General features: G+C 56.3%; 18 protein-coding genes. 5 read left to right on the top strand and 13 right to left on the bottom strand.

Annotated features, from left to right (window positions below):
* Positions 1–34: 34 nt before the first annotated feature.
* From PAGR_RS06220 to PAGR_RS23875, 7 genes are all read right to left on the bottom strand, one after another.
* A complete protein-coding gene (locus PAGR_RS06220) occupies positions 35–865 on the bottom strand; it encodes a phosphodiesterase (protein WP_013026692.1) in 831 nt (276 codons plus the stop codon).
* An 11-nt stretch (positions 866–876) separates the two neighbouring features.
* Positions 877–1,863 (bottom strand): ABC transporter ATP-binding protein, encoded by a 987-nt coding sequence (locus PAGR_RS06215; protein WP_014605292.1) that lies wholly within the window; start codon positions 1,861–1,863, stop codon positions 877–879.
* Positions 1,860–2,675: an ABC transporter permease gene (locus PAGR_RS06210; protein ID WP_014605291.1), complete on the bottom strand. Its 816-nt coding sequence runs from the start codon at positions 2,673–2,675 to the stop codon at positions 1,860–1,862. The genes PAGR_RS06215 and PAGR_RS06210 overlap by 4 nt, the downstream gene beginning before the upstream one ends.
* Positions 2,672–3,553 (bottom strand): ABC transporter permease, encoded by an 882-nt coding sequence (locus tag PAGR_RS06205; RefSeq protein ID WP_014605290.1) that lies wholly within the window; start codon positions 3,551–3,553, stop codon positions 2,672–2,674. Before PAGR_RS06205 ends, PAGR_RS06210 begins: the two co-directional genes overlap by 4 nt.
* On the bottom strand, positions 3,553–4,575 hold the full coding sequence (locus PAGR_RS06200) for an ABC transporter substrate-binding protein (protein WP_014605289.1): 1,023 nt from the start codon (positions 4,573–4,575) through the stop codon (positions 3,553–3,555). Before PAGR_RS06200 ends, PAGR_RS06205 begins: the two co-directional genes overlap by 1 nt.
* Complete coding sequence (locus tag PAGR_RS06195; protein WP_013026697.1) at positions 4,559–5,584, bottom strand: substrate-binding domain-containing protein; 1,026 nt, start codon at positions 5,582–5,584, stop codon at positions 4,559–4,561. Before PAGR_RS06195 ends, PAGR_RS06200 begins: the two co-directional genes overlap by 17 nt.
* Positions 5,585–5,689: 105 nt before the next feature.
* Positions 5,690–5,827, bottom strand: a complete 138-nt coding sequence (locus PAGR_RS23875; protein ID WP_158307925.1) for a hypothetical protein — start codon at positions 5,825–5,827, stop codon at positions 5,690–5,692.
* Positions 5,828–5,936: 109 nt separating this feature from the next.
* Here PAGR_RS23875 and bepA point away from each other — a divergent pair, with 109 nt between their 5' ends.
* Together bepA and arsC are read left to right on the top strand one after the other, a co-directional pair.
* Positions 5,937–7,400, top strand: coding sequence for a beta-barrel assembly-enhancing protease (gene bepA, locus PAGR_RS06190; RefSeq protein ID WP_013026698.1), 1,464 nt, complete (start codon positions 5,937–5,939; stop codon positions 7,398–7,400).
* A gap of 5 nt (positions 7,401–7,405) precedes the next feature.
* Positions 7,406–7,753: an arsenate reductase (glutaredoxin) gene (arsC, locus tag PAGR_RS06185; RefSeq protein ID WP_014594291.1), complete on the top strand. Its 348-nt coding sequence runs from the start codon at positions 7,406–7,408 to the stop codon at positions 7,751–7,753.
* Here arsC and hda read toward each other — a convergent pair.
* The 3 genes from hda to upp form a co-directional block, all read right to left on the bottom strand.
* Positions 7,750–8,526, bottom strand: coding sequence for a DnaA inactivator Hda (gene hda / locus PAGR_RS06180; RefSeq protein WP_014594292.1), 777 nt, complete (start codon positions 8,524–8,526; stop codon positions 7,750–7,752). The genes arsC and hda overlap by 4 nt on opposite strands.
* Before the next feature lie 32 nt (positions 8,527–8,558).
* Positions 8,559–9,842 carry a uracil permease gene (uraA, locus tag PAGR_RS06175; protein WP_013026701.1) on the bottom strand — a complete coding sequence of 428 codons (1,284 nt, stop codon included), beginning with the start codon at positions 9,840–9,842 and terminating at the stop codon, positions 8,559–8,561.
* A gap of 159 nt (positions 9,843–10,001) precedes the next feature.
* Positions 10,002–10,628 (bottom strand): uracil phosphoribosyltransferase, encoded by a 627-nt coding sequence (upp, locus tag PAGR_RS06165; RefSeq protein WP_013026702.1) that lies wholly within the window; start codon positions 10,626–10,628, stop codon positions 10,002–10,004.
* A 230-nt stretch (positions 10,629–10,858) separates the two neighbouring features.
* Here upp and purM point away from each other — a divergent pair, with 230 nt between their 5' ends.
* Together purM and purN are read left to right on the top strand one after the other, a co-directional pair.
* Positions 10,859–11,899, top strand: a complete 1,041-nt coding sequence (purM, locus tag PAGR_RS06160; RefSeq protein ID WP_013026703.1) for a phosphoribosylformylglycinamidine cyclo-ligase — start codon at positions 10,859–10,861, stop codon at positions 11,897–11,899.
* Positions 11,896–12,534 carry a phosphoribosylglycinamide formyltransferase gene (gene purN / locus PAGR_RS06155; protein ID WP_014605288.1) on the top strand — a complete coding sequence of 213 codons (639 nt, stop codon included), beginning with the start codon at positions 11,896–11,898 and terminating at the stop codon, positions 12,532–12,534. The genes purM and purN overlap by 4 nt, the downstream gene beginning before the upstream one ends.
* A gap of 29 nt (positions 12,535–12,563) precedes the next feature.
* On the opposite strand, the gene pstB is transcribed toward purN, so the two are convergent.
* Genes pstB through PAGR_RS06140 form a run of 3 tightly spaced genes read right to left on the bottom strand, consistent with a single transcriptional unit; the run spans position 12,564 to position 17,071 of the window.
* Positions 12,564–13,337 (bottom strand): phosphate ABC transporter ATP-binding protein PstB, encoded by a 774-nt coding sequence (gene pstB, locus PAGR_RS06150; RefSeq protein ID WP_013026705.1) that lies wholly within the window; start codon positions 13,335–13,337, stop codon positions 12,564–12,566.
* A 6-nt stretch (positions 13,338–13,343) separates the two neighbouring features.
* The gene (pstA, locus tag PAGR_RS06145; protein WP_014605287.1) at positions 13,344–14,978 is read right to left on the bottom strand and encodes a phosphate ABC transporter permease PstA; all 1,635 of its coding nucleotides are present in this window, start codon (positions 14,976–14,978) and stop codon (positions 13,344–13,346) included.
* Positions 14,975–17,071 (bottom strand): ABC transporter permease subunit, encoded by a 2,097-nt coding sequence (locus tag PAGR_RS06140; protein WP_014605286.1) that lies wholly within the window; start codon positions 17,069–17,071, stop codon positions 14,975–14,977. The genes pstA and PAGR_RS06140 overlap by 4 nt, the downstream gene beginning before the upstream one ends.
* Before the next feature lie 154 nt (positions 17,072–17,225).
* On the opposite strand from PAGR_RS06140, the gene ppk1 reads away from it, so the two are divergent.
* Positions 17,226–19,286 (top strand): polyphosphate kinase 1, encoded by a 2,061-nt coding sequence (gene ppk1 / locus PAGR_RS06135; RefSeq protein WP_014605285.1) that lies wholly within the window; start codon positions 17,226–17,228, stop codon positions 19,284–19,286.

Here is a 19,286-nt window from a genome sequence, read left to right as displayed (position 1 = left end):
GCGGCATTAACCAAAAAGTCAGCCCGTATGGCTTTTAATCGATTAACCCGTTTTGATCATAAAAGGGCCAGGGGCCATCATAGTCTCCAATCGCACACTGATGCGTGGTCATTCCCTGCTGCGGATGCCAGCGATGCAGTAAAAATCCTGCCGGTTCCAGCATGAAGTTTGCCGGGCCATCCGGTTGCAGATCCAGCGCAACCTGATGAGACACGCCGGGGGCAATGCAGGCCAGCGTACCGGCAAAGCGGGTCTGAATCGCGCGGTGTACATGGCCACACAGCACACGTTCGACCTGCGGATGACGACTGACGATCGCCGCCAGCGCAGCAGGGGCGCGTAAACGCTGGCGATCCATATGATCGATACCGCAGACAAAGGGCGGATGATGCAGCATCACCAGCGCGGGGCTGTCCGGTGACGCGGTCAGTGCGGCATCCAGCCAGTCAAGCTGCTGTTCATCAAGCTCGCCCCACGGCTGCTGCGGCACGCTGGAATCGAGCGCCAGTAGCTGAACCCCCTTAACCTCCCGTTGCCAGTTGAGCGTCGGGCCCTGTTGCAGATAGGGATGATCGGGAAACGCCGCCCGTAGCGCCTGGCGATCGTCATGATTTCCCGCCATCAGGTAAAACGGCAACGCCAGGGTGGCCAGCGCCTGCCGCAGCGTCTGATACTCTTCTGCCGTACCAAAATCCACCAGGTCGCCGGTTATGACCACCGCATCGGGCCGGGGCGTCAGGCCATTCAGGGTTGCTATCGCCCGTAACAGGGCATTATACGTATCGACTTTTTTATACGACAGACGACCGTGCGCTTTAATATGCAAGTCGCTGATTTGAGCAATCAGCACAGGTTTAACGGACAAACGTTGACTCCTTAAAGGGTAAATTCGAGTGCGGCCTGCTCAGCCAGCGACCAGCTCACTCGCTGCCCGGCGTGCCAGGTTTCCCTTGCGTGACGTTCAACCTGAATCGGCTTGTCCAGCCCGATATCAATCATCAGGCGTTGAGACGCGCCGAGAAAGGTGCTGGCAACAATGCAGCCGTGCTGCGCATAGCGGCCTTCGTCTGCCAGCAGCACATCCTCTGGTCGACAAAAACGCACTGGATGGCCTTGATCGTCACGTGCGATGCAGTTAATCGCGCCAACGAAATCCGCCACAAAACGCGAGGCCGGACGCTGATAGATGGCCTGCGGCGTATCGATCTGCACCAGGCGCCCCTGCTCCATGACGGCGATACGATCGCCAAGCGCCATAGCTTCCTGCTGATCGTGAGTGACATACACGGCGGTGATAGCCAGCTTTTTTAACAGGCCCCCGATTTCCAGACGCAGACGCTCACGCAGTTTGGCATCCAGCGCCGCCAGCGGTTCGTCAAACAGCAGCACTTTAGGCCGTGCCGCCAGCGCTCTTGCCAGCGCCACGCGCTGTTTCTGCCCGCCGGAGAGCTTGTCGATATGACGATGTGCCAGTGACATGAGATCGACCAGTTCCAGCATCTCATTGACCCGGGCCTCACGCTCGTGGCGCGGAATGCCCTGCACTTTTAGCCCATAGGCTACGTTCTGCGCCACGTTAAGCGTGGGAAACAGGGCGTAGTTTTGAAACACCATTCCTACGTTACGCTTCTCAATAGGCAGGTCGGTCACGTTGCGATCGTCAAACCAGACTTCACCCGGCGCGTCAGTGCTCTCCAGCCCGCTGATAATGCGCAACGTTGTCGTTTTGCCACAGCCGGACGGGCCCAGCAGAACCAGGGTTTCCCCTGCGCGTACGCTAAGATCCAGCGGGTGCAGCGCCTGATGGTGATGAAAGCGACGCGCACAGCCGCGTAGCGTGACGTTAACCGCATCAACAATCATGCTTTTTCCTCCCTTGGTTGTTGGCGAGACTGGCGTTCAAGCCAGTGATTACAGGCGTTGAGCATCAACAACAGCGGTAGAATCATTAAAATAAAGATCAGGGTATAAGCAGAACCGACTTCCAGCCGCATCGAGGCGTAGCTGTCCGCCAGGCCCACTGGCAGGGTTTTGGTCAGTGGCGTATGCAACATCCAGGTGATATTAAATTCGCCTACCGATAACGTAATCACCATAAAGGCCCCGGCGAGAATGCCGTTGCGGCAGTTGGGAACCACCACGGTGAAAAAGCGACGCCAGAAGCCGGCCCCGAGACTGGCGGCAGCCTCCTCCAGTCGGGGCAGCTGTATCGCCTGCATCACCGCCAGTACCGGGCGGATCATAAACGGCAGCGTAAAAAGGACGTGACCAATCAGGATAAACACCCAGCTGTCACGCAGGCTGCTGAACTGGCCATACAGCAGGATAATGCCCAGTGCGGTGGCCAGGCCCGGAAGCGCCACCGGCAACATCAGGCACTCTTCAATGCGCGATGCCCAGCGAGAGGGCGATTTCAGTAAGCCCCAGGCGGCCGGTACGCCGATCGCCACGGTGACGATCAAGCAGCTGACAGCAATGAGCAACGACAGCCAAAAGGTGTCGCTGTACATCTCCCAAACCTGCGCCACCCATTTCAGCGTCAGTCCGCTGCGCAGGCCAACAAAATAGTTCTGCGTCACGCCCGCCAGCATCGACAAGATCACCGGCACAATCATGAACAGTGCAGTCAGTGTGGTGATCGCGACCTGCAGGTAAAACAGCCCACGGCGCTTCATGATGACGGCTCCTGTTTTGACTGGGTGAGTACGCGCGCCAGCATTAAGCCAGCCCAGGCGACAGCGCCCATGACCACCGATAACGCCGCCGCCGTGGCGAAGTTAGCGTAGTTGGTGAATTCGCCATAAATGGTCAGCGGCAGCACACTCAGGTCAGTTCCCAGGGTAAACGCGGTGCCAAATGCGCCCATACTGGTGGCAAAGCACAGCGCACCGCTGGAGAGCAGTGCCGGTTTAAGTCCCGGCACGATCACATCCCAGATAATGCGCCACTGGCTGGCGCCTAACGAACGGGCGGCCTCTTCCAGCGAGCGATCCAGTTTTTCACTCGCGGCCACCAACGTCACAATGGCGCGCGGCAGCGAAAAGTAGAGATAACCAATGAACAGCCCGGTGAGTGAGTAGGCCAGCGTCCAGCGCTCATCAAACAGGCGCAGGCTGATCTGCGCCAGCACGCCCTGTCGTCCTGCCAGCATCACCACTAAAAACCCCACCACCACGCCGGGAAACGCCAGAGGAAAGGTCAGCAGTGCCAGCAGAGTGCCGCGTCCGGTGAAACGTTGGCGAGCGAGGAAGCACCCTACGACGGTGGCGATGACCAACGTCAGTAGCGTTACCGTCAGCGACAGCAGCACGGTATTCACCAGGCTTTGCAGATACTGCGGCTGGGTAATTACCGTCCAGTAGCCACTTTGATGTGTGCTGCGATCCGGCGTCATGCCCATCTGTAATAATCGGGCAAAAGGTAACAGCCAGAACGCGGCAAAAAACAGTAAGGCTGGCAGCAGCATCCATGGCCAGTTTGCCCCCTGCTCGCGTTGGCGTGACCGGTGGCGCGTTGCCACCGGTAAATCGCTGCGGGCGTCAGACGCTGCCATTACCGAATCTCACTCAAGTAGCGGGCAGAGAAGGCTTTCTGTGCGTCGGCCATCTGCTGATAGTCCACGGTATGCGCGCGCGCGTAATCACTGTCTGGCAGGAAGCGCTTTTTGGCCTCGGCAGACATGGCTGAAGGCCGTACCGGGCGCAGATAGGCATTGGCCCAGATGGCCTGGCCTTTATCCGACAGCACGTAGTCCATGACTTTTTTGCCGTTAGCGGCGTGCGGGGCGTTTTTCACCAGGCTGATGACATAAGGCACCGTGACCGTCCCTTCCTGCGGGATCACGAACACCACATTGGCATGATCTTTATATTTGGCGCGATAAGCGTTGAAGTCGTAATCCAGCAGAATGGGGATCTCGCCGGAGATCACCCGAGCATAGGCCGTCTGTTTCGGCACGACAGGCTTGTTCGCCTGCAACTTTTTAAACCAGGTCAGCGCGGGAGTGAAGTCCTGCATACTGCCGCCTTTGGCCTGATTCACCGCCACGGCGGCCACGTAACCCACAAACGCACTGGCCGGATCGAGATAGCCCACCATCCCTTTGTATTCTGGCTTCAGCAGATCGTCCCAGGATGTTGGAATGGGTGCACCGCCCAGCGCATCTACGTTGACCATAAAGCCCATCGTGCCGGAATGCAGCGCAACCCATTTCCCTTCCGGATCTTTCATGCCTGCCGGCACCTGATCCCAGTTGGCCGGCTTATAGTCAGCAATCACGCCTGCCTGAGCCGCCTGGATACCAAAGCTGACGCCGTAATACACCACGTCGGCAACGGGATTATCTTTCTCGGCGACCAGTTGAGCCAGCGCCTGCCCGGAGTTCTTGTTGTCCTGCGGCACCACAATGCCGGTATCTTTTTTGATGGCCTGAAGCTCGGTCGCCCAGTCTGCCCATTCAGGTGGACAGTTGTAGCAAATAGCATTCTCAGCAGCCTGCACCAGCTGGCTGGAAAATGCACAGGCGGTGAAGAGCGCCGCCCTGGCAAGCACGGTGATTTTATTGTGTGTAGACATGATGGTTCCCTGATGTTGACGAATGAAAGACTGCAGCGATGCTCTCGCCTGAACGCAACCAGTGGTCCAGCAGGCACGAGTCATCATGAGAGGGTTGAAGAAGCATATCGATGGCACAGGCACCTAACCGATCGCTGGGCTGTACCACGCTGGCCAGCGAGGGTGAAAGCTGTTCGCCTATAGCAATGCCGTCAAACCCCATGACCGACAGCTGATGCGGGACCTGAATGCCGGCACGGGCGGCCGCGCCCAGCAGGCTGATCGCCAGGAGATCGTTACTGCAGATGACGGCGGTCAGTGGGTCCGGGCTGTTGATCAGCGGTAAAAGGGGCTCGAATCTGGATTGGGTATGGCTGGGCATATCAATTAGTGCCCTCGGGACAAATCCTGCCTGCTGCATCGCATCGCAATAGCCAAGATAACGCTGACGGGCACGATCCGACTGCAGCATCGGTCCCGCCGCCATCACGATATGCTGATGACCCAGCGCAATAAGGTGCGCCGTGGCTTCGGCCATTGCGCGACGGTTATCGACATAGACGCAGCGCCAGTTTTGCTGTTGCGGCACGTTATGCGCCAGAACAAAGGGCATTCGCGCCTCTGCCAGCGGGGCTAATACGGTGCTGCTGTCCGCGTCGGAGACGGTCAGCACCATGCCCGCGACGCGCTGGCGCAGCATATGTTCAATCATGGCGGCTTCACGCTCTGGCTGGTAATCGGTCGTGGCCACCAGCAGGCCATAGCCCGCCAGACGCGCCTGTTGCTCCATGGCCTGAAGCTGCAAGGCAAACACCGGGTTACTGAGCGAAGGCAGCAAAACGCCCAGCGTCGTGGAGCTTTGCGTACGGAGCTGGCGCGCAATGTGGTTAGGTCTGAACCCCAGTTGCTCCGAGGCCTCCAGCACTTTTTTCAGCGTGCCGGGCTTAAGCAGATGGGGATCGGAAAAGGCACGCGCCGCGGTTGCTCGCGAAACGCCGGCCAGAACCGCCACGCTGATTAAATCACTCATTTCCCCCCCGGTTAATCGATAATGAGATCGATCTCATTGGCGCTTAACCTAACGGGGTTGTGTGACATCAACATCACGGGAAGATGACATTGCGGTGACAGCGGTTCACCACGTCGTCAATGCGCTGGCAGCACGACGAATGCCTTTTTCTGACTGCTGATACAGGGCGGTTGGGTTTAGCAAGCACCCGACAAGCCCGGAAGGGGCAATGCGTCGATCCCGGCTGCCATAACGCCATTTCATTCTTCCCTGGCTGTGGTTAAGATACGAAGACCGTAGCGCTGTTGATGAAAAAACAGAACATTTCCGCTGCTTACCTGTCCAAATCAGGGATTCATTACAGGATTAAGGCATGTTGAACCGGTTTAAAAAGACGCTGCTTGCTGCGCTACTCCCTGCACTGACGTTATCCGGCCCGTTGACCGCCCGTGCGGATATCAGTGATTCGCTGCCGGATATGGGGACCACGGCAGGATCGACCCTGTCGATTAATCAGGAGCTCCAGATGGGCGACTTCTACGTCCGCCAGCTCCGCGCCAGTGCTCCGCTGATTAACGATCCTTTGCTGAATCAGTACATCAACCAACTTGGGCAGCGGCTGGTTTCGCATGCGGACGCCGTTAAAACGCCCTTCCACTTTTTCCTGATTCAGAACGATGAGCTCAACGCCTTCGCCTTCTTTGGTGGCAACGTGGTGTTGCATGCGGCCCTGTTCCGTTTTACGGATAACGAAAGCCAGCTGGCCTCAGTCATGGCCCATGAAATCTCCCACGTCACGCAGCGCCATCTGGCGCGGGCAATGGAAGATCAAAAACGTAATGCCCCGCTCACCTGGGTGGGCGCGCTGGGTTCAATTTTACTGGCGATGGCCAGCCCACAAATGGGCATGGCCGCATTGACCGGTACGCTGGCCGGCACCCAACAGGGGATTATCAGCTTTACCCAAAATAATGAACAGGAAGCCGATCGCATCGGTATTCAGGTGTTACAGCGCGCCGGTTTTGACCCGCAAGCCATGCCTAACTTCCTGCAAAAACTGGCCGATCAGAGCCGCTTTTCTTCGAAGCCTCCGGAAATCCTGTTAACCCATCCCCTGCCTGACAGCCGTCTTGCCGATGCGCGCAACCGTGCAAACCAGATGCGTCCGGTGGTGGTGCAGTCGTCTCAAGACTTTTATCTGGCCAAAGTGCGGTCATTAGGCATGTATTCGACTGGCCGTAACCAGTTAACGGACGAACTGCTTACGCAATATGCTAACGGTAATTCCCGCGAACAGCTGGCCTCGCAGTACGGTAAAGCCGTGCAGTTCCTGCAGGCTAAAAGCTTTGGTGAGGCGAAAAGGATCGTGGCACCGTTACTGGCGAAACAACCTGAAAATGTCTGGCTGCTGGACCTGATGACTGACATTGACATCGGCCTGAATCAACCGCAGCAGGCGATAGCGATGCTGACCGCGACCCAGGCCTCAAAAACCAGCCCGGTCGTCCAGTTGAACCTCGCTAATGCCTATGTGGAAGCGAAACAGCCGGCGAACGCCAGCCGCATTCTCAACCGCTATACCTGGACTCATAAAGACGATACCAACGGATGGGATCTGCTGGCCCAGGCTTCCGCGCAGCAGGGGCTGACAGATGAGGAGCTCTTTGCCCGCGCCGAAAGTCTGGCGCTGAGCGGCCAGCTGGATCAGGCCATTAGCGCCCTAAGCCGGGCCAGTTCACTGGTGCCGCTCGGCAGCCTGAAACAGGCCCGTTACGATGCCCGCATCGACCAGCTACGCCAGCTCCAGCAACGCTTTAAGCAGTATCAACGAGGATAAACAGTATGGTGACCTTTTATCATAATCCACGCTGCAGCAAGAGCCGGGAAACCCTGGCGCTGCTAGCAGAGCGCGGCATCGCCCCGGAGATCGTGCACTATCTGGACACGCCGCCGGATCGCCAGACGTTACAGATCCTGCTGCAAAAGCTGGATATGCAAAGTGCCCGTGAGTTAATGCGTCGTAAGGATCCGCTTTATGCGGCGCTGGGGCTGGATCGGCCTGACATCGGGGAAAGCGCGTTGCTGGACGCGCTGCTGGAAAATCCCAAACTGATTGAGCGACCGATTGTGATCAACGGCGATCGCGCCCGCCTGGGACGTCCGCCAGAAGCGGTACTGGAAATCCTTTAGAGGCCAAGGGTTTCTTTTACGAAGGGAATCGTCAGCTTACGCTGGGCGCTAATGGATGCGCTGTCGAGACGATCCAACGTATCAAACAGCGTGCGCATTTCTCGGTCAAGGCGCTTTAGCAAAAAGCGCCCGACGTCTTCAGGCAGTTCAAATCCCCGCAGTCCGGCGCGCAGCTGTAAAGCCTGCAGTTTATCCTCATCGGAGAGCGGCTGTAGACGATAAATCTGCCCCCAGTCGAGGCGCGATGCCAGATCGGGCAGATGCAGATTGAGCTGACGAGGAGGACGATCGCCGGTAATAAACAACCGGGTATTGCCGGTTTCCAGAATGCGGTTATAAAGATCGAAAATCGCCATTTCCCAGGCCTCTTCTCCCGCAATGCACTGAATATTATCGATGCAAACCAGCGGCAGTTGCTCCATGCCTTCCAGCACGTCCGGGACAAACCAGGTGCGTTTATCGAGCGGCACATAGCCCACGGCTTCGCCGCGTGCAGACATTTCAGCGCAGGCGGCATGCAGCAGATGGCTGCGACCGCCCCCTTCACGAGACCAGAAATAAAGATAGCTGCCATGTTGCTGGCTAAGCGCACCCTTAATCGCGGCAATAAGCGAGGGGTTTTCACCCGGCCAGAAGCTGGCGAAGGTTTCGTCGTCAGGTAAATAGAGTGGCAATGACAATTGTGCCGGCGTGTTCAGAAGCACCTCAGCAAGAGAACAAGCAAAAATCGGGGCAAGTCTATCATAGTTTTCGGCCAGAGATGAATCGGGCATCCCTGCCCGACTTTTGACAGCTGACGGTGGGATTACGACTCGCGGTTGTCTTCCGCATCCAGAATCACTTCTTCAGGACGCAGGAGGGAAATGACGCGAAAAATTAAGGCCAGCGCAACGCCGACCAGCGTGGCCAGCGCCATGCCTTTCAGCTCGGCAGCCCCGATATGTACTTTCGCCCCGCTGACGCCAATAATCAGGATAACGGAGGTCAGAATCAGGTTTTGCGCTTTGTTGTAATCCACTTTGGACTCAATCAGGACACGGATACCTGACGCGCCGATAACGCCATACAGCAGCAGGGATACGCCGCCCATCACCGGCACCGGAATCGCCTGAATAGCGGCCGCCAGTTTGCCGACGCAGGAGAGTAAAATCGCGAAAATGGCCGCGCCGCCAATCACCCAGGTACTGTAAACGCGGGTAATCGCCATGACGCCAATGTTTTCGCCGTATGTCGTGTTCGGGGTTGATCCAAAGAACCCGGAAATGACCGTCGATAAGCCATTGGCGAACATGGAACGATGCAGTCCGGGATCGCGCACCAGATCTCTTTTAACGATATTCGCCGTCACGACCAGATGGCCCACATGCTCGGCAATCACCACCAGAGCGGCGGGCAGAATGGTCAACATGGCAATCCATTCAAAGCGCGGCGTATAAAACGTCGGCAAGGCAAACCAGTGCGCCTGTTCAACACCGCTCCAGTCCACGATGCCCATGAAGGCGGAAAGCGCGTAACCGGCCAGCACACCGATCAGGATAGGAATGATCGCCATAAATCCACGGAACAAAACCGATCCAAAAACGGTAACCGCCAGGGTCACCAGCGAAATCAACACGGTTGTGCCGTTTGGCGACTGGCCTTCGGCTGGAAGCAGCCCCGCCATATTCGCGGCCACGCCAGCCAGTTCCAGACCAATGACGGCGACGATGGCCCCCATTGCTGCTGGCGGAAACATCACGTCCAGCCAGCCTGTTCCGGCTTTTTTAACGATCAGCGCGACAAGGCAGAACAACACGCCACACAGAATAAAACCGCCCAGCGCCACTTCATAACCCAGCGGCAGCAGGAGCAACACGGGTGAAATAAAGGCAAAGCTGGAACCCAGATAGGCGGGGATTTTTCCCTTACAAATAAACAGGTACAGCAGCGTGCCGATACCGTTAAACAGCAATACCGTCGCCGGATTGATGTGGAACAGAATTGGCACTAACACGGTGGCGCCAAACATGGCGAACAGATGCTGCAGGCTGAGCGGAATCGTTTGCAGTAATGGCGGCCGTTCGCTAACGCCGATAGCGCGACGAGTCATTAAAAGTCCCCTTGAGTGAGTGGTCTGTTTTCAGGCAAAAAAAAGCCGACTCTCTGGTCGGCTGGTTCATTTCTTTATGTGTTACAACAGAAAAAAGCGGCTCGGCCTGCTGCTGCAGGCTGAAAACAGCGTGATGCATGGCGCCGCGGATTTTCGTCATTACTTGGTGCCGAAGATTTTATCACCGGCATCACCCAGGCCTGGGATGATATAACCCTTGTCGTTAAGCCCCTGATCCACAGAAGCGGTGTAAAGCTCCACATCCGGATGCGCTTTTTCCAGCGCGGCAATCCCTTCAGGTGCCGCAACCAGCACCAGCACTTTGATACTGCTGCAGCCCGCTTTCTTTAACAGGTCTATCGTGGCAATCATTGAGCCGCCCGTGGCCAGCATGGGGTCAACCACCAGTGCCAGGCGCTCTTCGATATTCGAAACCAGTTTCTGGAAGTAAGGCACGGGCTCCAGCGTTTCTTCATCACGGTAGACGCCAACAACGCTGATGCGCGCGCTGGGTACGTGCTCCAGTACGCCTTCCATCATGCCCAGACCGGCACGCAGAATAGGCACGACGGTGATTTTCTTACCTTTGATTTGATCAACCTGAACCGGGCCATTCCAGCCCTCAATGGTGACCTTTTCGGTTTCCAGATCGGCGGTCGCTTCATACGTCAGCAGACTGCCGACTTCAGAGGCCAGCTCGCGGAAACGCTTTGTACTGATATCATGCTCACGCATCAGTCCCAGTTTATGTTTGACCAGCGGGTGTTTGACTTCCACGATCTTCATTGTTGTTCTCCCGGAGTGAGTTGAGCTAAAAAAAAATCGCGGGATTATACCGCCTTTTCGCCGCAGTGCCACATGTGCTTGCGCAATCAGAGGCATTTTGTCATGGCAAAGTAAGGATTGATGAAAATCGCCGGGGACGCAATCTGAGACTCGCAAACGTTTGCCTGCGCTGGTAGAATTGCCGCGCTTTATATTAAACCACCAACCGCAACTCGCGTGGGGACCTCGCAGTGACCGACAAGACCTCTCTCAGTTACAAAGACGCCGGTGTTGATATTGATGCTGGTAACGCTCTGGTTGACCGTATTAAAGGCGTAGTGAAAAAGACGCGTCGCCCGGAAGTCATGGGTGGACTAGGCGGCTTCGGTGCGCTTTGTGCGCTGCCGCAAAAATACCGTGAACCCGTGCTGGTCTCCGGCACCGACGGCGTAGGCACCAAACTGCGTCTGGCGATGGATCTTAAGCGCCACGATGCCATCGGCATTGATCTGGTCGCGATGTGTGTCAACGATCTGGTGGTACAAGGCGCTGAACCGCTCTTCTTCCTGGATTACTACGCCACCGGCAAACTGGATGTGGATACCGCGTCGGCGGTCATCACCGGTATCGCCGAGGGTTGCCTGCAGTCAGGTTGTGCACTGGTGGGCGGCGAAACGGCCGAAATGCCGGGCATGTATCATGGCGAAGACTACGACGTGGCCGGCTTCTGCGTTGGCGTCGTTGAGAAATCAGAAATCATTGACGGCAGCAAAGTGCAGGACGGCGATGTCCTGATCGCATTAGGCTCCAGCGGCCCGCACTCCAATGGTTATTCTCTGGTGCGCAAAATTCTGGAAGTCAGCGGGACCGATCCGCAGGTTGAGCAGCTCGAAGGCAAACCGCTGGCCGATCATTTGCTGGAACCTACCCGCATTTATGTCAAAAACATTCTGAGCCTGATCGAACAGGTCGATGTGCATGCTATCGCGCATCTCACCGGCGGCGGCTTCTGGGAAAACATTCCACGCGTGCTGCCCGATAACACCCAGGCCGTGATTGACGAAAAAAGCTGGGAATGGCCGGCTGTGTTTAGCTGGATGCAGCAGGCTGGTAACGTCAGCCGTCACGAAATGTACCGTACGTTCAACTGTGGCGTGGGTATGCTGATTGCCCTGAGCCCTGCCGACGCTGATAAAGCCGTTGAACTAATGCGCGCCGCCGGTGAAAATGCCTGGAAAATCGGCGTGATTAAGGCATCAGAAGCGGAAGAGCGTGTGGTCATCACGTCATGAAAAAGCTGGTTGTGCTGATCTCCGGCAACGGAAGTAATCTTCAGTCCATCCTTGACGCCTGTGCAAACGGGCGTATTCACGGCAGCGTCGCTGCCGTGTTCAGTAATAAAGCCTCCGCCTATGGCTTAGTCCGCGCAGAGCGGGCAGGCATTCCGGCTATTGCCCTGGACGCCCGTGACTTTAGCGACCGTGAAAGTTTTGATCGCCAGCTTATGCGTGAGATCGACGCCTGTGCGCCGGATGTTGTGGTGCTGGCAGGATATATGCGCATTTTAAGCCCGGGTTTTGTGGCGCATTATCGCGACCGACTGCTGAATATTCACCCGTCGCTCCTGCCCAAATATCCCGGACTGCATACTCACCGCCAGGCCCTGGAAAATGGCGATGCGGAGCATGGCACGTCAGTGCATTTCGTAACGGATGAACTGGACGGTGGTCCGGTGATTCTGCAGGCCAAGGTGCCCGTTTTTGCCGAAGACAGCGAAGCGGACATTACCGAGCGCGTGCAACATCAGGAACATGCCATCTATCCGCTGGTGATTAACTGGTTTGTTGAAGGCCGCCTGGCCATGCGTGAGGGAAAGGCCTGGCTGGATGGTAAGCCGTTACCGCTTCAGGGCTACGCCCACGAGTAACAGGCAGGGAGCCAGGCTCCCTGCCCTTTTCAGCCATAGCGTCCGGTGATGTAATCTTCCGTCCGGCGCACCTTCGGCGTCGTGAAAATCTTGTCTGTTGTGTCGAACTCCACCAGCGATCCCTGATGCATAAAGGCCGTGTAATCCGACACACGTGAGGCCTGCTGCATATTATGGGTGACCAGCACCAGCGTGAAGTGCTGTTTCAGGGTGCTCATCAGTTCTTCGATCACCAGCGTTGAAATCGGGTCCAGCGCCGACGTCGGCTCATCCAGTAACAGCACGTCCGGCTCAATCGCAATGGCGCGGGCGATAACCAGCCTCTGCTGCTGCCCCGTGGAGAGCGTCAGGGCATTCTGTGCCAGCTGATCTTTCACTTCTCCCCATAACGCCGCCGCACGGAGTGCGCGTTCACAGGCCTCATTCAGTACCCGCTTGTCGCGCACGCCCTGCAAGCGCAATCCGTACACCACGTTTTCGTAGACCGACTTCGGAAAAGGATTGGGCCGCTGGAAAACCATACCGACCCGGCGACGCAGCGCAGAGACATCCTGGGCAGGCCGCATGATCGACTGCTGCTCCAGAAGAATCTCGCCGTCGATGCGGCAGTTATCGATCACGTCATTCATACGATTAAAGCAGCGCAGCAACGTTGATTTGCCGCAGCCGGACGGCCCAATCAGGGCGGTAATACGGTTTTTGGGTAGCTGCAGCGAGACATCCTGAAGCACCTGGCGCTCACCATACCAGAGCGAAAGGTGATCAACGGTTAGCGCAATATCAGTTTCGGGCATTGTAGTCATCGTCAGTTATTGAGTCATCAGGCGATAGCGTTCACGCAGACGGTGACGCAGGCCCATGGCTAGCAGGTTCAGCAACAGAATAATGAGCACCAGCAGCAGCGCCGTGGCAAACACCAGCGGCCGGTCGGCTTCGGTATTGGGGCTTTGAAAGGCTAAATCATAAATCTGAAAGCCCAGATGCATAAATTTTCTGTCGAGGTGCAGATAGGGAAACACCGCATCAACCGGCAATTCCGGTACCATTTTTACCACGCCGACCAGCATCAATGGCGCGGTTTCGCCCGCGGCGCGCGCTACCGCCAGAATCAGCCCGGTTAACATCGCCGGAACCGCCATCGGCAGCACCACGTTCCATAAGGTTTCGGCCTGCGTCGCCCCGAGCGCCAGCGATCCCTGTCTCAGGCTGTTCGGTATGCGGGATAAGCCCTCTTCCGTTGCCACGATCACCACCGGCAGGGTCAGCAGGGCCAACGTGAGCGATGCCCAGAGCAAGCCCGGCGTGCCGAAGGTGGGATTCGGCAGCGCGCTGCTGTAGAACAGCCGATCGACCGAACCGCCCACCAGCCAGACAAAGAAGCCCAGTCCGAACACACCATAGACAATGGATGGCACGCCCGCCAGGTTCACCACCGCGATGCGTACCAGTCGGGTCAAGGCATTGCGTCCGGCATACTCATGCAGCCAGACGGCTGCAATCACCCCCAACGGCATAACAACCACGGACATCAGCAGCACCATCAGAACCGTGCCGAAGATGGCGGGGAAAACGCCAAAATCGCTTTCACCCTCGGCAGGCGAATCACTGACGAAGCGCCACAGTTGTTGGAAAAAGTGCCCTGTTTTTTCTGTCAACGTCATGGCATTGGGTTGCCAGGCCGCCACGATCTGCGACAGCGGGATACTGTGCTCGATACCGTTAACGTCACGCAGAATTAAGGCGTCACGCTGACTTTCCTCTTGCAGATTGTTCAGCCTGTCATTGAGCTGAATAAGCCGACGCTCAAGTGCAGCCTGATTGGCGTCATATTCTGACTGCGCCTGCAAATCAAACTGCTTTGCCTCACGCTGCTGTTCAGCCTGATCGTCTAGCTGATCCAGTTGCTGATTCAGCCGGGCCATATCAACACGACGGATTTCGTTGGCCTGGCGTACCAGGATCTGCACCTGTTCAAGGCGCTGCTCTAAAAGTGCATTGATGTTTTTGGCCGTCAGCGCTTCATTGTCTTCGCGCAGCCCCACAAGCCAGCCGTAAGCATTGCCGTGACTGCGGCGCTGTAACACCATGATGGCCTCCGGCTGGCTGACTGCCGGTGTATTCTTGCTGAGCGCAATACGAAAATCCGGTGCGGCCCAGTCACGGTTGCCGGTTTTAATCAAATAGCGATGCAGCGTCGCGTGCGGATCATCTGCATTGCCAGCCGGGGCTGGATACTGTGACTGCCGCTCAAGGGTTTCACCCAGCAGCCGGGTGTGACTGCCGTCAGGCTGCGTAAAGGTATAGAGCTCAACCTTATGAGGCCAAAAGGTACGCAGCCCCTGCCATCCCAGCAATCCTATCAATAAGGTAAACGCCAACAGGCACACCGTCACGGCCCCGGCCGTTAACCAGCGCCAGCGGTCGTTTTGTCGCATCACCGTCATGCCTGCTCCTTGTACTGACTAAAGCGATGACGCAGGCGCTGCCGGATAAGTTCTGCCAGGGTATTAATCATTAACGTAAATATCAGCAATAAAAACGCACTCAGGAACAAAATTCGGTAATGGGCGCTGCCCACGGCCGCTTCAGGCATCTCGATCGCGATGTTGGCGGAAAGCGTACGCAGGCCGCTGAACAAGCCGCCTTCACTTTGCGGCGTATTACCCGTCGCCATTAATAAAATCATGGTTTCGCCGACAGCCCTGCCAAAGCCAATCATCAAGGCGGCAAAAATCCCCGCCGACGCGCCCGGCAGCACAACTCGCGTCAGGGTTTGCCAGGGCGTGGCACCCAGCGCCAGCGATCCTTGTCCCAGCGAAGCGGGCACGCTAAACAGGGCATCCTCAGCCAGGGTAAAAATTAACGGTACCAGCGCAAACCCCATCGCCAGCGCCGCCACCAACAGGTTACGTTGCGCGTAATGCGGTAGCCAGTCCCCGGCATCGGGTACGATCAGGGTCGGCAACCCTAACGTCAGCAGAGTGACACTCAGCAGCACAGGCAGAAGCAACAACACCTCACGTCCTGGCTGGCGCCAGCGCTCAGGCAGGCGACGGCTCACTACGCCACAGCCGAGCAGGCTGCCGGCAAGCGTCATGGGCAGCAGCAGCAAGCCCACTAACGCCTGACCTACGTGCGGCGCTAACCATAATCCGGCGATCAGTCCGATCACCACGCTGGGCAGCGCCCCCATCATCTCAATGGCGGGCTTAACCCAACGACGCAGGCCCGGTGCCATAAACCACGCGGTATACATCGCGGCGGCCAGCGCCAGCGGCGTGGCAAACAGCAGAGCCATACTGGCCGCTTTAAGCGTGCCCACGACCATTGGGATCAGGCTGAATTTCGCCTGGTAGCTGTCTCCGGCATTGGTGGATTGCCAGACCCAGTCGGCCTTGGGATAGTTTTCATACCAGATTTTTTGCCAGAAATTACGCCAGGTCACATCCGGCCAGGGATTCGTCAGCTTCAGCGTTTCCCAGCCTGACTGCCGCTCCAGCAGCAGGCTGTCACCACGGGGGGAGAATTGGGCCTGAAGAATACCAGCGGCCAGCTGCCGTTGCAGGATAGGCCCGTTCTGTTTGCTGGCAAACACCTTCAGCATGCCGGTCTGATCAACCGTGGCAAACACCCGTCGCTGTGGCTCACCGATCATCGTGGCCTGTCCGGCGCTGTGCTCAAAGGTCCGGATGCGGTGTAAGCGCAGGCCGTGTTGACCCGCTATGGAGAACCACTGAGAAATGCCGCTGTCATCCTGGATCAGCAGGCTTTGCCCGCCAGCCAGTAACAGCAACTGCCGGGGCGGCTGAGCCAGCGTCTGCGTTTCGCGCAGCCAGGCTCGCCCGTCATCAATTTGCCAGACCTGCAGCAGGTTACCTTCGGTGGTATACAGCAGGTCGCCTTTGGGCGACAGTAACAGATGCTGAGGTTGCTGGGCCGGCAGCGTAATCAGCGACGCCTGCTGGTTGGTGCCAAGCGTCAGTAGGTTTACTCCGGACTCACCAGAGGCGGCGATGCGCCACTGGTCAGGGCTAATCGTGGCCAGCGCCATCTTTTTTATTTCGCCCTGTGGCAGGCGAAACACCTTATCGCCCAATGGGAAATGCCATTCGCCTTCGCCCTGGATTATCACCGGTTGCAGCAGGGTTAAACTGCCTTGGGCATTAAGCAGCAACGTCTTGTCGTCTGCGCTGGTCACGATTTGCTCCGGCACGGGCGAAAGTCCTAATGCCGGGGCTGCCGGTTGTCCGTTTAGCGGAATAAAGCGCGCCTTTCCATCGCGGCTGATGCGCCAGCCTACGTCGCCCAGATTGCCGATCGCCAGAGCCGGTGCCGAATCCCACAGACGTTGGCTGCTGACGCTTTGCACGCCCGGCGCGCTGAATAACGGCAGGACCACCCAAAGCAACCAAAAGAACAACAGCATCATCAGTAGCAGAATGGCCGCTCCGCAACACGTGACGAGGCGCCGCGTGAAACGGTCAATAGCACGACGTCGGCGATCGCTAAACTGCACAGGAATATGGTTTACGCTCATGCGGCCCTGGTTATGCGGCGGAAATGAGTCGCTATGTTGCCCGTAGCTGGTTGATAAGACAACTTTTGCTGTTGGACAACCCTGCCATACTCTCGCCATAATGCTGTTGGATACTGTATCGTCGTCAGTCCTGCAACCGTCATACGGAGTGAGAATGGGTCAGGTAAAGCTTTATATCGAAAAAGAAATGAGCTGGTTGTGCTTCAACGAACGTGTTTTGCAGGAAGCGGCAGATAAAGGTAATCCGCTGATTGAACGTATGCGTTTTTTAGGTATTTACTCGAACAACCTCGACGAATTTTACAAGGTACGTTTTGCCGATCTGAAACGCCGTATCCTGATTGGCGAAGAGCAAGGCTCCGCCAGCACGCCACGCCATTTGTTAAAAAAGATTCAACAGCGCGTCCTGAAGTCAGATCAGGAATTTGACGCCCTGTATAACGACCTGCTGCTGGAGATGGCGCGTAATCAAATATTCCTGATAAACGAACGTCAGCTGTCACCTAACCAGCAAAGCTGGCTGCGCCACTACTTTAAGCATGAGCTGCGTCAGCACATCACGCCGATTTTGATTACTCATGAAACCGATTTAACCGAGTTTCTGAAAGACGATTACACCTACCTGGCGGTTGAAATTATTCGCGGTCAGGATATTCAGTACGCCCTGCTGGAAATTCCATCGGATAAAGTGCCACGCTTCATCAATCTGCCTGCCGAACCTCCCCGTCGCCGTAAGCCTATGATCCTGCTTGATAACATCCTGCGGTATTGTCTGGATGATATTTTTAAAGGTTTCTATGACTACGACACGCTCAACGCCTATTCGATGAAAATGACGCGTGATGCGGAGTACGACCTGGTGACAGAAATGGAATCCAGCCTGCTGGAACTGATGTCATCCAGCCTGAAACAGCGTCTGACCGCCGAACCGGTGCGTTTTGTTTATCAGCGCGACATGCCGGATTCGATGGTGGCGCTGCTGTGCGACAAGCTGTCGATTTCAAATTACGACTCCGTGTTGGCGGGGGGGCGCTACCACAACTTTAAAGATTTTATCGGCTTCCCTAACGTCGGGAAGAACAACCTGATTAACCGGCCGATGCCGCAAATCCGCCATATTGGCTTTGACGGTTTCCGCAACGGTTTCGATGCCATTCGTAATCGCGACGTGCTGCTTTACTATCCGTACCACACCTTCGAGCATGTTCTTGAACTGTTACGTCAGGCGTCATTCGACCCGAGCGTGCTGGCGATCAAAATCAATATTTACCGCGTTGCCAAGCATTCGCGCATTATGGATGCGATGATTCATGCCGCCTATAACGGGAAAAAGGTGACCGTTGTAGTAGAGCTGCAGGCCCGTTTCGACGAAGAAGCCAATATTTACTGGGCAAAACGCCTGACGGAAGCCGGTGTACACGTTATTTTCTCCGCGCCCGGGCTGAAGATTCACGCCAAGCTGTTTTTGATTTCCCGCCGGGAAGGCGAGGAGATCGTGCGCTACGCCCACATTGGTACGGGTAACTTCAATGAAAAAACGGCACGCCTTTACACGGACTATTCCCTGTTAACTGCCGATGCGCGTATCACCAATGAAGTGCGTCGGGTCTTCAACTTTATTGAAAATCCCTATCGCCCGGTGACCTTTGACCATTTAATGGTTTCTCCGCAAAACTCGCGTCGCATGTTGTATGATTTGATCGATAACGAAATCGCCAACGCGCAGCAAAAACGCCCTAGTGGGATTACGCTGAAAATTAACAACCTGGTGGACAAAGGGCTGGTAGACAGGCTTTATACCGCATCCAGCGTTGGCGTAAATGTTAATTTACTGGTGCGCGGAATGTGCTCATTGATTCCAGACTTGCCCGGGATCAGTGAAAACATTCGTGTGATCAGTATTGTTGACCGCTTCCTGGAACACGACCGCGTATACATTTTTGAAAACGGTGGTGATAAGAAAGTGTTTCTCTCGTCCGCGGACTGGATGACGCGTAACATTGATTATCGCATCGAAGTGGCCGTGGCGATCCTTGATCCACAGATAAAGCAGCGCATCCTGGACATTATTGCTATTCAGCTTAGCGACACCGTTAAAGCACGTGTTGTGGATAAAGAGCTGACTAACCAGTACGTTCAGCGCGGTAATCGTCGTAAAGTACGGTCGCAGATGGCCATTTACGATTACATTAAGAAGCTGGAACAACCTGAATAA

The organism is Pantoea ananatis PA13 (assembly GCF_000233595.1).
GTDB lineage: Bacteria > Pseudomonadota > Gammaproteobacteria > Enterobacterales > Enterobacteriaceae > Pantoea > Pantoea ananatis.
The sequence above is the reverse complement of the archived record's forward strand: the minus strand, read 5'-3'. Positions and strand labels throughout refer to the sequence as shown.

Bases quoted from the DNA above. Each gene is read 5' to 3' on its own strand.
- PAGR_RS06215 (WP_014605292.1), bottom strand. From the start codon at position 1,863: ATGATTGTTGATGCGGTTAACGTCACGCTACGCGGCTGTGCGCGTCGC.
- PAGR_RS06210 (WP_014605291.1), bottom strand. From the start codon at position 2,675: ATGAAGCGCCGTGGGCTGTTTTACCTGCAGGTCGCGATCACCACACTG.
- PAGR_RS06205 (WP_014605290.1), bottom strand. From the start codon at position 3,553: ATGGCAGCGTCTGACGCCCGCAGCGATTTACCGGTGGCAACGCGCCAC.
- PAGR_RS06200 (WP_014605289.1), bottom strand. From the start codon at position 4,575: ATGTCTACACACAATAAAATCACCGTGCTTGCCAGGGCGGCGCTCTTC.
- PAGR_RS06195 (WP_013026697.1), bottom strand. From the start codon at position 5,584: ATGAGTGATTTAATCAGCGTGGCGGTTCTGGCCGGCGTTTCGCGAGCA.
- PAGR_RS23875 (WP_158307925.1), bottom strand. From the start codon at position 5,827: ATGAAATGGCGTTATGGCAGCCGGGATCGACGCATTGCCCCTTCCGGG.
- bepA (WP_013026698.1), top strand. From the start codon at position 5,937: ATGTTGAACCGGTTTAAAAAGACGCTGCTTGCTGCGCTACTCCCTGCA.
- arsC (WP_014594291.1), top strand. From the start codon at position 7,406: ATGGTGACCTTTTATCATAATCCACGCTGCAGCAAGAGCCGGGAAACC.
- hda (WP_014594292.1), bottom strand. From the start codon at position 8,526: ATGCCCGATTCATCTCTGGCCGAAAACTATGATAGACTTGCCCCGATT.
- uraA (WP_013026701.1), bottom strand. From the start codon at position 9,842: ATGACTCGTCGCGCTATCGGCGTTAGCGAACGGCCGCCATTACTGCAA.
- upp (WP_013026702.1), bottom strand. From the start codon at position 10,628: ATGAAGATCGTGGAAGTCAAACACCCGCTGGTCAAACATAAACTGGGA.
- purN (WP_014605288.1), top strand. From the start codon at position 11,896: ATGAAAAAGCTGGTTGTGCTGATCTCCGGCAACGGAAGTAATCTTCAG.
- pstB (WP_013026705.1), bottom strand. From the start codon at position 13,337: ATGACTACAATGCCCGAAACTGATATTGCGCTAACCGTTGATCACCTT.
- pstA (WP_014605287.1), bottom strand. From the start codon at position 14,978: ATGACGGTGATGCGACAAAACGACCGCTGGCGCTGGTTAACGGCCGGG.
- PAGR_RS06140 (WP_014605286.1), bottom strand. From the start codon at position 17,071: ATGAGCGTAAACCATATTCCTGTGCAGTTTAGCGATCGCCGACGTCGT.
- ppk1 (WP_014605285.1), top strand. From the start codon at position 17,226: ATGGGTCAGGTAAAGCTTTATATCGAAAAAGAAATGAGCTGGTTGTGC.